The following is a 15,848-nucleotide window of genomic DNA, read 5'->3' on the forward strand; positions in this document are numbered from 1 at the left end:
CATGAAGATCTATAATCACAAACACATTTTATTGGGTTTACTTATCCTTTTGGTAAGTACTCCAGGCTTATGCCAGCCCAATCTGAATATCCCGGAACTCGGACCTCCGTTCTTTTTGCCCACAGCAACTTATCCCGGCATCAGGAATTTGACCAACCCGGGAAAACACAACTATATTCAAACCATTACCCCGGACCAGCCGTTGCAGAATTTGCCTACCTCCGGTTTCAAATACCGGCAGCAGCGGGATTATTTCGATGGTCTTGGGCGTCCCCTGCAAACCAACCGACTGCGCGCGCATGCCGATGGCTTTGATATTATCCAGGCATATGTGTACGACAGCTTGGGAAGGGAACGCTACCAGTACCTGCCCTTCGCCAATAAAAAGGACCCATTTGGCACTTATGGGCTCCTCCAACAGAATGTGGCCTCCAATATGCGTAGCTTTTATGAACAGGCAGGCAATGATGAACCACCCTACAGCAGGACCGATTTTGAGCCGACTTCGTTAGGGCGTCCTGAAAAAATGCTGAGTCCCGGCACCTCCTGGGTAGACTCAGGCCGTGGCGTAGCCCTTGCCTATAGTCATAACCTGAATGACGAAGTAAAGTTGTGGACTATTGCTCCGGATGTCGATGCTGTACCGGATACTAAAAAGTACTATGCTCCCAGCACTCTTTATGTAACCGAAACAACAGACGAAGATGGTAAAAAGCTGAGAGAATATAAAGATAGAAATGGGAACGTAATATTAAAAAAACGCCAATTAGCGACCGGCAAATTTGATCCGAGGAAGCATGTCAATTATGCATGCACATACTATGTATACGATCAGCAAAGCCGTTTGCGATTTGTCATTCCGCCGCTCGCCGTAGAGACGTTTGACAATGGAGGCAATTGGGACGTGAGTCAGGTTACTGAGCTATGCTATCGGTATGATTATGATGAAAGAGGGCGTGTCGTTCAAAAAAAAGTACCAGGAAAAGCAATGGAAGAATATGTCTACGACGAGCGGAATCGACTGATTTTTAGTCGGGACGGTGTTCAAAAGGATAAAAGTAAATGGGCGTTCACCATTTATGATGGCAGTGACCGTCCTATAGTAACGGGACTAATCGGTTTTACCTCGCCCCGCGATGTGCTACAAGGCTTAGTAGATGACCCCTCCGTTCAATACCCCGCACCAGATTTATGGGGATACATTAAAAATTATAGCCTAATTAATACCTATCCTTCACAAATCAACGCGGCTGAAATTCTCACTTACACTTATTACGACAATTACAGCCAATCACCTGGATTTAACTACGATGCTTCGCAATTCAATAGCGAACTACCCTCTACGGCTCAACCGGAGTTAGAACAACCGGTATTAGGCAATGTGACACGTGGTTTGATAACTGGGATCAAAGTGAGGATTTTGGATGGTGAGCATCCGGATGCTGAACAGTGGCTTCATACTGTGAACTATTATGATAATAAAAATCGTATACTACAAGTTCAATCGCAGAATCTAAATGGTGGCCTTGATATAACATCAAACCTATACTATTTTCAAGGCATGTTATGGCGTACGATAATACAACATCAAAATCCCCGTGCCCTGCAAATACCCGGTGCAGACAGTACGCTGAAGCAATACCGGCTCGTACGTACTTTTACCCGAAATACAGCAAATGATGGGGGTAATACATTGGTAAAGAAACTCGAGCAAAAAATAAATGGCGGGGCGCCGTTTAATATTTCAGGATACAACTACGATCACCTGAACCGGGTGGTTGTCAAGGATACCCGAGCCTGTATGATGCTCAATGAATACAATGTGCGGGGCTTCTTAAAACATATCGCCGTAGAAGATCATGGCAGCCTACCATTTCGTACTTTATTTGACGAAAGGCTGTACTATGATGGCGGCTTCCGCGACAAACTTTATAATGGCAATATTGCGGGCATTACCTGGAAAGGTGCTAATGGGATTCCGCATGCCTATGGATATACTTATGATAAGCTTGATCGCCTGACGCATGCGGAACACCGGCACTGGACCGGTAGCAGTTGGGCTAATATGGAATGGGATTATACTGTGTCTAAAATCACATACGATCTGAATGGAAATCTCAGAACGATGAAGCAACGGGGAGGTAAATACCCGGGCGCTGCTCAAACCATAGATGAGCTGTCCTACCAATATGAACCCGGAACCAACAAGTTGATAAAAGTAGAGGACGCGGGTGCAAATGTTGACGGCCTTCCTGACTTTAGGAACAAAGTGAATATTCCTGTTGAATATGACTATGATCTGAATGGCAATATGGGTAGTGATGAAAATAAGGGTTTAGAGATGGAGTACAACGAAATCGACAAACCTCAACTTATGGCAGTTGTGGGGAAAGGCGTCATCTATTATGTGTACGACGCGTTGGGCAATGTACTTCGAAAGAAATTGGATAGTTCCGGGGTGAGTCATATATATGATAATATTGGTAACTTTGTTTATAAGGATGATGTACTTCAATATATCCTGAACGAAGAAGGGCGTTGTCGCCCTGTCTCAGGAGATACTGTGGGACATGAAACCCGATTTGTTTACGACTACTTTGTTAAAGACCACCTCGGTAATGTACGGAGTACGGTCACATCTACGCCCATTACTGTGGGCTATATGGCAGAGCACGAGCTGGCAACTGCAGGACGGGAACAAATGCTCTTTGATAATATACCCAATGTAAGGTCGTCAAAACCCGGAAGCACGAACCCCAATGACAATATGGCTGCAGAGCTGGACGGGGCTGTTGCGAGCAAACGCGTGGGTACTGCGATCATGCTAAAAGTAATGCCCGGCGACAAATTTGAAATCAGTACCGACAGCTACTACGAAGGGGAAATTCATGGCGAGGAAGAAACCGGAGCCGGACCCGTAATTAATTCGCTCATGAATGCGTTGATGGGTGGCGGAACTTACGCTGGTGTACCGGTAAGCGAATTACCGGAGAACATGAAAACCATAAATAACATCCTTTCAAACACCATGCTTCCGGTACTGATCAGAGGGCTCCAAACCGATGACAATCCAATGGTTCCAAAGGCGCATTTAAACTATTTGTTCTTTGACGGGAATATGCAACTGATATCTGGTTTGAGCGGGTCCATACAAGTGCAACCCAATACCAACGGTTGGCACAACAGTGGTACGGTAACTATAGGGCCAGGAACTTTAGGGTCTGGTGGTACTTTCCAACCTGCATATCTGATCGTTTATATTGACAATCAGAGCATCGGTAAAAAGGTATGGTTTGATAATGTACATTTAGAACATTATAAGTCTAGGGTTTTAGAAGAAAACCATTATTATCCGTTTGGTTTAACTGTAGGCATTGATAAAACAACAGAGAGCCTACCTAATCAACCTCATAAATATCAAGGTATTATGCTTGAGCAGCATTTCGGACTTGAAACTTACGAGACATTTTATCGTAATTTGGATCCTCAGATTGGGCGGTTTAGAAGTATTGACACGAAACCTTCTGAATGGATGAGCCCTTATGCATCAATGAACAATAATCCAGTGCTCTATAACGATGTCTTAGGTGATACGGTTAGTGTGTCCAACTTATATGCAAAAAATGCGGACGGTAGCTTCGTGAATGCCAAAGCTGTAGAAGCATTTGAATATTTTGCTTCAACAAGAGCTGGACGGCAATATCTTTTAGACCATGCAGAAAAGGGTTTTAAGCTTGAGGGTGAAATTCTGACAGACTTAAGTATTGAAGCTACAAAAGAAGGAATCTCGAGCGCGAACGGCGTAAATGTATCTTTTGAATTGGGCGATGATGTGAGAGAAGGAGCTGGTGCTTATACATCTCCTTCTGTGATAGGTGGGGAAAGAAAAAATGATGGAGGTCGATTAAAAATTAGATTTGTTCTGCCACAAAGCTATAGATCTAATCCATATTTTAACACATCAACCCTAGAAGAAGCGATATATAATACTCAAGGCGTATTACATGAAGTGTTTCTACATGGCCTGATGCAAGAAAGCCGATTCAATAAAAATTATGCTAGGCCTTCCTTAGTTGCGGATGATCATGATGAAAAAGTATTTAATGGGTCCTATTTTGGTCAAAGAGGATTTTCTATGACTCTCGAGGCACAACAATTATACCTAATCAAAAATAACAAGACAAAAGGGATGTCAGATGACAATATTCGCTTAATGATCCAAGTAGGGAGAGGTGGTCTACTTTATGAAAAATTCGGTATAAGAAACAAAATAGAAATTTGTAACTATAAAACACAACACCCATAAAAGCATGAATAATCTAATTTTTGCAGCATTCCTTCTTTGCAAGCTAATTTCGTCAAATCCGGATTCTCAAGCTTCGATATGGCAAGCTTACAACCAACCGAAAAGTCCAAATGAAGTATATCGGAGCACATCAAAAGATAGTACAATAGTCCCGTTCCTATGGAGAAGTATAGCGAAAAAGAGTTTGGATGACTTAATTATTAACGCGAAAATAATTGATTCGCTTTCTTCAAAATCTGATGCACCGGAACCCAGTATTTATAGTGACGACAACATGATCGTAATTTGTTCAAGTTGGAAAAACTACAAAATAAATGATTGTACATATCAAGTAGCTACTTTTTGGGCTAACCATGGGGCAGAAATTAACATAGACGATGGTTATAAATTTTTCTATGTTAAAAGTATTGGAATAATTCAGTGTATGCATGTTATCATTCCCGATCCGTCAGTAGCGTGGGCTATGTATACCCTAAAAGATGTCAGGAGTAAGGATAGCAATTCCATTGTAGATATCAAACAGTTGAATAAATTGATAGAGAATATCACCTTTTAACTTGTATAAAAAAGAGGCCGGTGGGTTTAGAGCAAAAATTTAAGCTCTTAAGCTTCTATAGGCATTATTCCATCTAATCCTGCCAACCTTTTCTTTTAAAATTTCAGGAGGCCATTAATTAAAGTGGCCTACTGAAAATTAAAGAATTTGAATTTTTGGACTGTGTTTTATTTAATTATTCGATAACATATGCAGTAAGTTATTTTAAATCGTAAGGTGGAGAAAAGAAGTATGCGTTCGGAACGGGGCATACGCACAAAATTGGATGGCACTTTCCGGTTGCTAATTTCTGAAACAAAGAATTTGACAGAGGAAATGGTTTAAAAAATAAAAACAAATGCAGAAATCAATTTTTTCTTTCCTCGCTATAACTATTTTGTTTTCTTGTAAAGCAAGAACAGATCAATCAAATGCAAATTCAATGGCTTACCAAAAGAGCAAAACCTATTTAGAATACTTAAAGGGTTACGAAAATAAAGCTGAAAGAATTGAGGCAGATAAAATTTATCTAACCCTGATGGGAGAGGAAAGCTTTTTAAACCTAAAAAAAGATCAATTCTACATCCTCTATGTTTACGAAGAAGCGAGGGACACACTTTGCCATATATATGTTATCAAATCATGTAATGGAATTTCGGTGGCTTCGCATAAAGGTAACAATAACTACAGTAATCTGTTAGAAAACGGCTCTTTGGAAGTATATAAAGGTACTTTTGAGAATTATAAAATCGACAATTCGATGATTATGCCAGTTAAGAATGCTATAAATAAAGCCGTTGGAATGACTAAGAAAGTACTTCCAAAAAATTATGAAAGTCCGCTACGAGTTGCACTATATTTTGATGGCCAGGATTACCATAGATTATCGGCTTTTCAATTAGAAGAATCAGATCTTAACGTGTTAGATTCGACTATTCGTAATTTCAAACCCTTTATTTCTGAAGGGAAGTAATTCATTCCTTGAATTTTTTATTTGCTCTAATTATTCAGAGTCCCAACAGGCATATATAAATTAAAGTTGCAGTTGCTGCAACTTTAATTTACTCACTTATTATTCTTATGCTTTTGGGGTGATATTCAACTCATGCTACGGTGCAAAAACGTCTTGCTTCTATTGCTTTGCCTTCATTTGTCCTGTCTTTCGTGGTTCTAAACCTCCATTTTAAATCACAAAGTCTTTTTAGATAAACCTAACACAATGTTTATTTCAAGTCCAGATGGCATGACTATTTATATTCTGAAAAGTACTATGTTTCAAAGAATATAAATGATTCAAAAAATAATAGAAAATGAAAAAAACTGCCTTAACTATCCTTCTAATTACATCTTTATTTTCTTGCAAACCAAAAATTCACAATTCAAAAAATAAAGTATTAGATTCTTTCAAAAACGAAACAGTTTCAAAAAAATTAAATGACAAAGAAAGCTACACTCAAAATATCCAGCTAGACACCAATTATTTGGCACTAATTGGCGAAAGAGATTTCCTAGATATTCGGAAAGGTGATTTTTACTTACTTTATTTTTTCAAAGAGGCACGAGATACTATCTTTAATATTTATTCGGTGAAATCCAAAGATGGTTTTAACACCGCTTCCCGCAGAGTCGAAAGCCTCAAAGATGAAATTTTAATTAATGGAGAAATTGTTGCGTATCAATGCAAGTTTAATTCATACAAAATTGATGATAAAACACTGTTATCGCTAAAAAAAACTTTGGATTTAGCAGTAACTAAAATAAAAAAAATGTTGCCTTATGACTACGATAGTCCTATGCGCATAATTTTATATTTTGATGGAAATAAATTTGTTAGAATGTCAGCTTTAGAAATAGAAGAGCCTGACCTGAATGTATTAGATTCTGCAATTCGAAATTTTAAGCCATTTATTGCTGGAGGAAAATAATTGACTAGTTATGGCCAGTCGCGATTCTAAATATGCTTGAATAAATTAAAGGTGTAGTCTAGCACCTTTAATTTATTCACTTTTTATTCTTCCACTTTTTCTGATAAAATTCAACTCATGCTACGGTGTAAAATCACCTTGTTGCTATTGCTTTGCCTTCTAATGTCATGTCTGTCATGGTCCCAACCCACCATTTGGCAAAACAGTTCTTCAAAATTGAACGAGGCAAAAGAAAATGGATCAAGGCAAATTAGTAAACTAAAAAACTGGAAAAAGCATATATCCGAATGTGGCCATGACAGTAACTATCGACACTCGCTATCACTTGGCCTGAGACTAAATACCAACGGCTGGAGCGGCGGCCTAAGCTATCTCCGCTATGATGGTCCAGGCACCAAAGTATTATGGGAGCTGAGTTTCTCTGGTCTACAGCACGAAAAAGAAGTAAAGCAACAACGTAGGGATGTAACCTATCGCTACCTGGCAAGAAATTCGCCTTACATCCTGGGCAAAATAAATAATGCCTATACGTTGCAACTTGCTTATGGCAGGGAGCAAATGCTTTTTCCCGCCGTCATTGACGGTAACCTTTCGCTAAGCCTGCGTTATGCGGCAGGTCCGGCTCTGGCACTGCTTAAGCCTTATTACCTAAACCTTTTGTATGTTACTTATACACCCCAAGAGCATGCCTATTCTCAAAGTGAACACTTCACCGAGACGAACGCTGATAAATTCCTGAATAGTGCTTCTATATTAGGCAGCGGAAAATGGAGCAAAGGAATAGGTGAAACCCGGCTTATTCCCGGCCTGTTTGCAGAACTAGCAATAGCTCTTGAACCAGGTCGTCCGGAATCTTTCGTAAAAACAATCACTATTGGCGGCAACGCCGCACTATATACCAGCAAAATTGAAATGATGACCGAGCGCAAAGCTTATGCCTATCAGGCCTGTTTCTTCGTTGGTCTTTATTTTGGTAGACGCTGGCGTTAAATTATCATCACGTGAAGAACAGCCTTAAAATACTTTTTGTGCTACTGCTTGTAGCGCTGTTTTGTCTTTACAAAACATACGCCCAAGTCCCGGTGGTGCATTATAATCGTTTCCAGTACCGCAGTTATAAATGGAAGGTATTGCCGGTAAGTGCATTCCGTATTTTCTACCCCCGGGGTTACGATAGCATGGCCAGTTTTGCATCGATGCAGCTGCCGCGCATCATTGAAACGGTAAAGAAGGAAATGGGCGTCCCGGTAAAGTCCGTGCCCAATATCGTGCTCTACCCCGCGATAGATCAGCTTTACACATCCAATATCGGTTTGAATGGTCAGGGCGATCTGCCTTTTCCCACCATCTACCTGAAGGGCAGCCGGCTTACCCTGGCCTTCGACGGTTCGTATGAGCATTTCGGACAACAACTGGCCCTGGCCTGGGCCCGGCTAAGCTGGGAAGAACAATTCCAGGACGACCTCGAGGAACAGGCTTTATCGAAACGGCAACTGATGCCGGCCTGGTTTCGTGAAGGCGCAATCGCCTTTTTTGCCCGGGGCTGGCGCCTTACCGACGAAGATGCCTGGCTCGGGTTGCAAGGCAATACCGCAAATCCCGACTGGACCTCGCTGAGCACTGCCGATCCGCAGCTTGCCGGGCAGGCTTTTTGTTATTTCCTGTCGCGCAGGTACCGGCCCGATGCCGCCCGCCAACTGGTGTTCCAGTTGCGTAAAGGCAAGTCGCTGAGCCGCGCCGTACGCCTGGTGGTGAAGCGGCCGCTCGATACGCTTACCCAACAATGCCTGGGCTTTTTCCAGGAACGCATGATGCCTGCCGCACCGGCAACGGATACGCTGCGCGGGTACCTGTTGCGCCTGCACCGGGATAGCCGTTTGCATGCCCTGGTTTATAGTGCGGACGGTACCCAGGTAGCCTATATTACCGAAAAGGAACATAAGCGCAGGCTTTATATCACCACCCTGTCGCAATTACAACAACAACAGCAGGTCAAACCGGTACAACGTTACCTGCTGCCCCCCTGGATGTCCGGTCACCAGGCCGATCCCTATCCGCTGCTGCACTGGTCGGAAACGGCTAAGCAATGGTACGTGGTACAACCTGAACAAGGACTGGTGCAGGTAAAACGTTATGGCGCCGGGGGCGCCTATATCGACCGGCATAAATTATATGGCGTCGATGGGGTAAGTGCCCTGCTGGACTGGAGTCGCGATCAATGGTTGATGGCCGCTTATCGTCGTGCCAAAAGCGATATCGTACTGTATAACGCAGGCAGTTTACGGTTCAGCCCGCTTACCGACGATGGGGAGGATAATACGGAACCCGCCCTGGATGCGGCGCATACGCAATTGCTGTACCGTTCGGGGTATCCTGCCGACAGTCTTTACCATGCCGATAGCATTACGAAGCCTTACGGCATTTACAGCAAAATCATAACGGGTAGTAAAGGTAATGCCAAACAGCCGGACCGGTTATTATGGCGCGATACGGCTTATATCACGTTCCATGATCCGCAATGGCTCAACGACAACAGTATCCGCTTGCAACAAAGTATAACCGGTGCCATGCTGGAAGATTTTTTGAGACCCGGGCAGGCGGTAATGCCAAAGGCTGGGACCGACATCCGTCCCTGGTTGCGCGACTACCTGGAAGAACAGCGGAAACGCGATAGCCTGGCTGCTTTGGAACAGCGATGGAAAAAAGAGGATGAATCTTCCTTCCTGGGTGGGGTACTTAAAGGCAGGGACAATAAAGGTGCGGCCAGCCGTCAGCGGGATAGCCTGCTGCGCGCCCTGGCCTATACGCCGGCCAAGGTAAGACCTTATGTGTTGCAGCTGTTCAGCGCTTATTTCTCTGCCCGCATCAACAATGACTATTACATCAACCGGCTGCAGCCCTACCAGGGTTACCTGGGTTCCTTCAAGTTTCCGGAGGTAGGCGCGATGGTCAACGGCGGTTTCAGCGACCTGTTCGAGAACCATCATTTTAATATCGGCTACCGGATGCCTGCCGGTACCGAGGGCAGCGATTTCTTTTTCCGTTATGAAAATACCGCGAAACGGCTCGACTGGCATGTCCTGTTTTTCCGCAAGGTAGAAAGCCTGCAACCCGATCCGCAACGTGATTGGAAAGATGAGCTGGGAAGGCCTTACCCGCAGATGGCCAAAGTGAAAACACACTACTATGAACTGGGTGTACAATATCCCTTACATTATGACTGGTCGATAGGTTTTACCGCGGCGGCCCGTCGCGACCGTACCGTATTCCTGGCTTCTGACCGTTACAGTCTGAACTTTGAGGCACTGCAGCAATGGTGGAGCATCAATACCTTTACCGTATCCGCGAATAAACTGCATGCACTGATCCCCTTCCTGTATAAAGGCTGGGATGCCCGCCTGCTGACCGATGTAATGGTGTCTACCGGTAAACAGGCCACCCTGTTGTACGCTACGGCACTGCGTTTCAGCTATCATCAGCCTTTGTTCCGCGATATCAATTTCGTACTGCGGGGTAATGTGGGCCATAGCGGCGGACAAAGCCGGGTCCTCTACAACTTTGGTGGTGTGGATAACAATGTCGTACCGCGTACCGATACATCCGTCCGTTTTGTACAGGAGGCGCCTTATGCCTTCCAGACCCTGGTGACGCCCTTCCGCGGCTACCGGCAAAACAGTTTGTATGGCAGCAGTTATGTCTTGTTCAATGCCGATCTGTATGTGCCCTTGTTCAGCAAGCTGATTCCTTTGCGTACCGGTTTCTCCGCGCTGAATAACCTGCAGCTGGGCATTTTCACCGATTTTGCCGCTACGGCGCGGAAACAGGATTATCTACCGGTTGCGCCTACACATCTCCAATCCTTTGGTTGCAGCGCCCGTACCATGCTGGCGGGTTACCCAATCCGTTTCGACCTCGCCTGGCCGCAGCAGGGCTTTTCGGCGCCACCGGTCTGGTATTTGTCGTTTACATTTTAACTTTACGGCTCTCCATGCGTTTTTCTACTTCCATCATGATAGATTGAAACTCCCGAAAGTCAACTCCTCTCATCCTATAAATGTATTTGCTCCAATCAGCGTTTTTAATCCAATCCTGAGGTTGACCACTGATAATTACAACCTGTGCAAAATCATCGACATGCCCGGCTAAGGTAACGCCGTCCATTTCACTCATGTTATAATCAGTAAAAACGACATCCGGTTTTAAAACAAGAATTTCCTTTAAGGCGATTAAGGGATTAGTTGAGGAGCCAATTAATTCAACCCCTCCTGTTTTCTGGATTAGGTGGGTAAGATTAATTATACCATGCATTTCATCGTCTACAACATAACAACGAAGATTCATAATTATAAAATTTTGATTTTTTTATGGTTCGGCAAATATATTTAATTTCATGAAATTACATTTCCATTGAAATACCTTGTTTATGTACCCACGAATACTGTAGTTTATACCCCGATTTATAAAGTTTGAGAACTTTTTTTCTGGTTGGGAAGGCAAATTATTATGTTATCATTATACTTAGTAATATAACATGATTAAACTGCAATTAAACCAAAATGTCATTGTCAGGACGCCAAGGTTACCAATAGATGCAATGCCGAAAGAATTCTGGCCAGAATTAAAAGAAATGATAAAAGAAGCTTCACTGGACTTTTGGGAACTGATAAGATTGATGTCCTACGATGAATTTGAGACGGCTGATGAAAAAATAAAAAAAACTGTTCAAAAATATTTTAACAGGGCAAAATTCCGGGCAACTCCTTATGGATCTTTTGCTTCAATAGGAATAACACAATTAGGGAGAAATAAGGATCAGCTACGGCTCAGCGATCAATTGTTGAATCATTCCTTCATCAGTTGGAAAGACAAACCCCAGGCTAAATTTTCGATAAATATCAAGACCGAAAGTTTTATAGCGAATTCCACGTTTTACAAAGTCGGTAGGGAAATACGATTTTTGAAAAAGGAGGGAGAGGAATTTGAAATTGCAGCAATAGATTATGACCCTGGGATTATTACAATACTCGAATTCTGTAAAGATTTTAAAACGTATTCAGAGTTAAATAGTCATTTCTCAGAATCGCAAACAAACTGGAAAGAACTAGTGGCAATTCTCGTGGATATTCAGTTGATTCTTACAAGCCAGCACGAGAACATCGTAGGAGCTGATTATTTTGAAAGAACAGGATATATTCCTGACAACGCACGTGCAAAATACATTATAACTGAAAGAAAGTGTGTTTCGGGTTCCTACTTTTCTGGTCATTTCAGACACCTACCTGATTTGATCCTTAAAATAAAAACAATTAAGGAAAGTCAGACCAATGATAGTTTGGAGGAATTTGTAAACCGCTTTAACAAGAAATTCGAGGGGCAGGAAGTCCCAATAATGGTAGCGATAGATCCCGAAATCGGTGTTGATTACGGTGATTTTGCCAAACTAAAGAATTTCACTCTAAAAGACCGGTTTGGGATTAAAACTAACCCTGTCGGTGAAAATAAAAAAAATTTAGCTGACGGAAATGTAATCGATCTCATAATTCAAGCTATTAAATGCGGAGGCTGTGTTAACCTTGAAGAGGTTAGCTCAGCCCAAACTAATAATGAATTGCTTCCGAATAGTATTCCAATATTATGTAAAGAAATCGATGGTACAATATTTATCGATTCGATAGGAGGGGCGACCTCAAATTCCTTATCTGCCAGGTTTGCATTTGCCGTTCAAGAAATAAAAGACCACTCCATTCATATCGCTCAAATAGAGGTGGATGCAAATCCTGATGTATTGTTTTTCGACGTTGGTTATAGTTGCGAACAGGAGGTGGATGACATAAACAGGAGACCTTTAATATATCCGAGTTTAGTTAATATCCTGAATTTTTCTGACTACCCTACCTCACTTCCTATAAATGATATAACGGTCACAGTAAAAAACTCAAAAGTAATTTTACAGTCCAGAACCTTGGGGAAAAGACTAATTCCAAGATATGCCTCTGCATACAACTTTAACAGATCAAAATTGCCTCTGTTCAGATTTTTGATGGATATCCAGTATCAGGATATAACTACAGATTACTCTTTTTCACCAAAACAAATACTTCCGGGACTCTCAGTTTATCCAAGAGTTGAATTCAGAAACATTGTGGTTGCTCCTGCGTTGTGGAGATTAAGAGAAGATGACCTTTTCAACCAGGATAGGCAAATAAAGAGCTTAGGAAAATTGAGGCAATACCTAATTTCAAAAGGTGTAACAAAGTATTTTAAAATTGGTAGTGGCGACCAAACCCTATTATTGAATACAGATAACGACCAAGATTTAGAGCTGTTAATATTGCAAGTAAAGAAGGTAAAGCAACTTTACCTTGAAGAAGCGTACCTTCCTGTCAATGCAAGCGCGGTTGACCATAATGGAAGAAAAATGTTTCCCCAACTTCATGTAACTCTGACGCACACCGAACAGGTTTTTAATGGAATGAATTCTACAAGTATTCAAAACAATAGGATGGAGTCAAGGCAATGGGAACTTCCGGTTAATGATTGGTTATATCTGGAGTTCTTTGGTATATCAAGTTCTGTGGATTCTTTCTGTAACAATATGTTGATCCCTCTTTTAAAAAGAGGTAAGAAAGGAGTAATAAAGTGGTTCTTTATTCGGTACAATGAAGGCGGAGAGCACATTCGATTACGAATTCAATTTAAGTCACCCCAAAATGCTTTTGAATTCATCGGCATCGTTAATCTTTTGGCAACAGAAAAAATGAAAGAAGGAAGGATTACGGATTACTCTATTAGAACTTATAAAAAAGAAGTTCACCGATACACTAAGGAGCTAATTCCAATTATCGAATCTCATTTTTATAAAGACAGCCTATTTATTCATTCGATATCTAAGCTCAATTTATCAGAATTTCAAAAAGTAAAGCTCTGTTTAGAAACGATAGATTACATAAGGTCGTTAGGTATTTTTACAATGGAAGACTTTGAAAAAATTATTGAGAGTATTACCATAGCTTATAATGAGGAATTCAATGTGATGCCAACTGATTACAGGACGCTCAATGCGATATTTAAAGATTTTCAACGAGAACCAAAACCTCTTTTATCCAAAGAGCGACGGAAAAAATTTGAGTCTTTCAAATTATCATTAGGTCATACCATAAAACTGATTGCGGAACCTTTGAGAGCAAAGTTGTTTGGAGATCTGTTGCACATGCATTGTAATAGGCTTTTTATCGAAGATCAGAGATTTTATGAAATGATTGTTTACAACCTTTCAGAGCGGCAAGAAAAAATCAGGAAGGCAACGTTAAAATTAGAAAGGAAAATTGAACGGAGAGCGTAATTATATCGAGTCATATTTTTCATAAACTTCGGTCATAAAAGTTGAGCCAATTGTATGCGTTGATCCGGTATCCAGCACGAGGATATTTCCAACTATGCTAGATACCCGATTCATATTTACAACGCAGCTTTTGCTTATTTTCATAAACAACTCCGGGGGTAACTGGTCATAAATATTGCCGAGAGATTTCTTAAGTGATATCGGTTTCTTTTGGTTTTCTATATACAGGCTGATATATTTACCGTCAACCTCAATATACAGTAGATCAATCAGCTTTATCCGGCTAACGTTTCTTGGCGAAAGCTTTACAAATATACATCTGTCTGAAGCCGGTAACATCAATTTATTCCTTGCTATCAATTTTTCCTTTGCCTTTTGAATAGCTCTTAAAATATCTTTAAGATTAACTGGCTTGACAATAAAATCTGCGGCATCGGTATTATATGCCTCCAAAGCAAATCCAGGATGACCGGTCACGAAGATAACCACTGCTCGATCTCCGATTTGATTGCATAGATCTATGCCTGACAAATCTGGCATTTCAAGATCGGAGAACACAATATCTGTTTTTATTACTCCAGAAAGAATCTTCGACACAATAAGTACCGGATCGGTCTGAGCTGTTAAAACAGTAAGTTCCGGTATCCTCTTTAGTGTTTCAACGAAATCTTTTAAAGAACGCTCGTCATCATCGACTACACATACAGATAGGCTCATAATACAATTTCTAATTTTAGTTCATAATGGTACTCCGTGTCCGAAATGATCAAACTATGTTTTCCAGCATATTGATGGTTCAAAATGGCTATTACATTTTGTTGTCCCAGCCCATTTCCTTTAATTACTGATGTACGTTTTAAATTCCAGGTGTGAAGCATAATAGTATTATCAACCAATTGAAGATCGATCTGTGCGGGATATTTTTCTTCCGTTAAAACACCATATTTAAACAAATTCTCAATAAGTGTCAATAGTAAAAGGTGCGGTATCCTTAGTTCATTTTCCGGTACAACAATCCTGATATCAATATGTATATTTTGATTACGAGCATACCTTTCTAACTCAACATAAATTTCAATTCCTTTTACTTCCTCCATAAGTACAACCTTATGTTCCTTCGCTGGATTAAACAAGTAGATTTTCTGCAACTCGGCCAGTAATGCTGCAACATGGCTGATATCGGGCAGCTTACTGGCAGATTCTATTTTTATTAGATTGAGAATATTAAAAAGCAAATGGGGATTCAACTGCATTTGATGGATAATACTTTCCAGGCGCCTCTTTTCCGACAAAGATTCAATGGACTGTTTTAACGCCAATTCACGACTCATTGCATTAGCCTGGTTCAGCAGAAAAAAACCAACAAAGAAACTGGTGCCAAGAACTGCAAAAATTTGAGTAAAAGCATATAAAAGCTGTTCTGTAGAAAAAGCCAATTCCCAGAACCGATCATTCCAGGGTTGTCTGAATACAATACTGGCTCTTAATATCACATACAAAAGCATTTCAACGAATAGCTTAATACAAAAACTCAGGTATTTCCTATCGGCAAAATCATTTGGAACAGCCCAAAATATGTTTGCGAAATAAAAAAACACCTGTAAAAAAAGTAGTTTCCAGCCTACAAGTGTAACTGTCGCCCCCGCGCTATAAATCCATAATATTTGTACGGCAATTACAAATATTATGGATAATAACATGCTAGCTATTGATCTGGGATTATGCTGTACTTTAATCGGC

10 protein-coding genes are annotated in these 15,848 nt (G+C 41.2%); 7 read left to right on the forward strand and 3 right to left on the reverse strand.

The features are described 5' to 3' along the window. Position 1 precedes the first annotated feature (1 nt). The 6 genes from ABTV71_RS11255 to ABTV71_RS11280 all read left to right on the forward strand — a co-directional run bounded on the left by ABTV71_RS11255 (position 2) and on the right by ABTV71_RS11280 (position 10,740). Positions 2-4,306, forward strand: coding sequence for a DUF6443 domain-containing protein (locus ABTV71_RS11255; protein WP_433903254.1), 4,305 nt, complete (start codon positions 2-4; stop codon positions 4,304-4,306). Positions 4,307-4,310: 4 nt separating this feature from the next. Beyond that, on the forward strand, positions 4,311-4,862 hold the full coding sequence (locus ABTV71_RS11260; RefSeq protein ID WP_433903255.1) for a hypothetical protein: 552 nt from the start codon (positions 4,311-4,313) through the stop codon (positions 4,860-4,862). 337 nt (positions 4,863-5,199) lie between these two features. Then, positions 5,200-5,814: a hypothetical protein gene (locus ABTV71_RS11265; protein ID WP_433903256.1), complete on the forward strand. Its 615-nt coding sequence runs from the start codon at positions 5,200-5,202 to the stop codon at positions 5,812-5,814. 337 nt (positions 5,815-6,151) lie between these two features. Beyond that, a complete protein-coding gene (locus tag ABTV71_RS11270; RefSeq protein WP_433903257.1) occupies positions 6,152-6,766 on the forward strand; it encodes a hypothetical protein in 615 nt (204 codons plus the stop codon). Positions 6,767-6,883: 117 nt separating this feature from the next. After that, positions 6,884-7,756 carry a hypothetical protein gene (locus ABTV71_RS11275; RefSeq protein ID WP_433903258.1) on the forward strand — a complete coding sequence of 291 codons (873 nt, stop codon included), beginning with the start codon at positions 6,884-6,886 and terminating at the stop codon, positions 7,754-7,756. 11 nt (positions 7,757-7,767) lie between these two features. Further along, positions 7,768-10,740, forward strand: a complete 2,973-nt coding sequence (locus tag ABTV71_RS11280) for a hypothetical protein (protein WP_433903259.1) — start codon at positions 7,768-7,770, stop codon at positions 10,738-10,740. On the opposite strand, the gene ABTV71_RS11285 is transcribed toward ABTV71_RS11280, so the two are convergent. After that, positions 10,730-11,107: a response regulator gene (locus ABTV71_RS11285; protein ID WP_433903260.1), complete on the reverse strand. Its 378-nt coding sequence runs from the start codon at positions 11,105-11,107 to the stop codon at positions 10,730-10,732. The genes ABTV71_RS11280 and ABTV71_RS11285 overlap by 11 nt on opposite strands. Positions 11,108-11,297: 190 nt before the next feature. Here ABTV71_RS11285 and ABTV71_RS11290 point away from each other — a divergent pair, with 190 nt between their 5' ends. Next, entirely contained in the window at positions 11,298-14,108 is a 2,811-nt protein-coding gene (locus ABTV71_RS11290) for a thiopeptide-type bacteriocin biosynthesis protein (RefSeq protein WP_433903261.1), read from the forward strand. Here ABTV71_RS11290 and ABTV71_RS11295 read toward each other — a convergent pair whose 3' ends face one another. Together ABTV71_RS11295 and ABTV71_RS11300 are read right to left on the reverse strand one after the other, a co-directional pair. Then, positions 14,109-14,825 (reverse strand): LytR/AlgR family response regulator transcription factor, encoded by a 717-nt coding sequence (locus tag ABTV71_RS11295; protein ID WP_433903262.1) that lies wholly within the window; start codon positions 14,823-14,825, stop codon positions 14,109-14,111. Further along, positions 14,822-15,601, reverse strand: coding sequence for a histidine kinase (locus ABTV71_RS11300; protein WP_433903263.1), 780 nt, complete (start codon positions 15,599-15,601; stop codon positions 14,822-14,824). The genes ABTV71_RS11295 and ABTV71_RS11300 overlap by 4 nt, the downstream gene beginning before the upstream one ends. Positions 15,602-15,848: the final 247 nt, after the last annotated feature.

The organism is Sphingobacterium puteale (genome assembly GCF_050986225.1).
Lineage (GTDB): Bacteria > Bacteroidota > Bacteroidia > Sphingobacteriales > Sphingobacteriaceae > Sphingobacterium > Sphingobacterium puteale.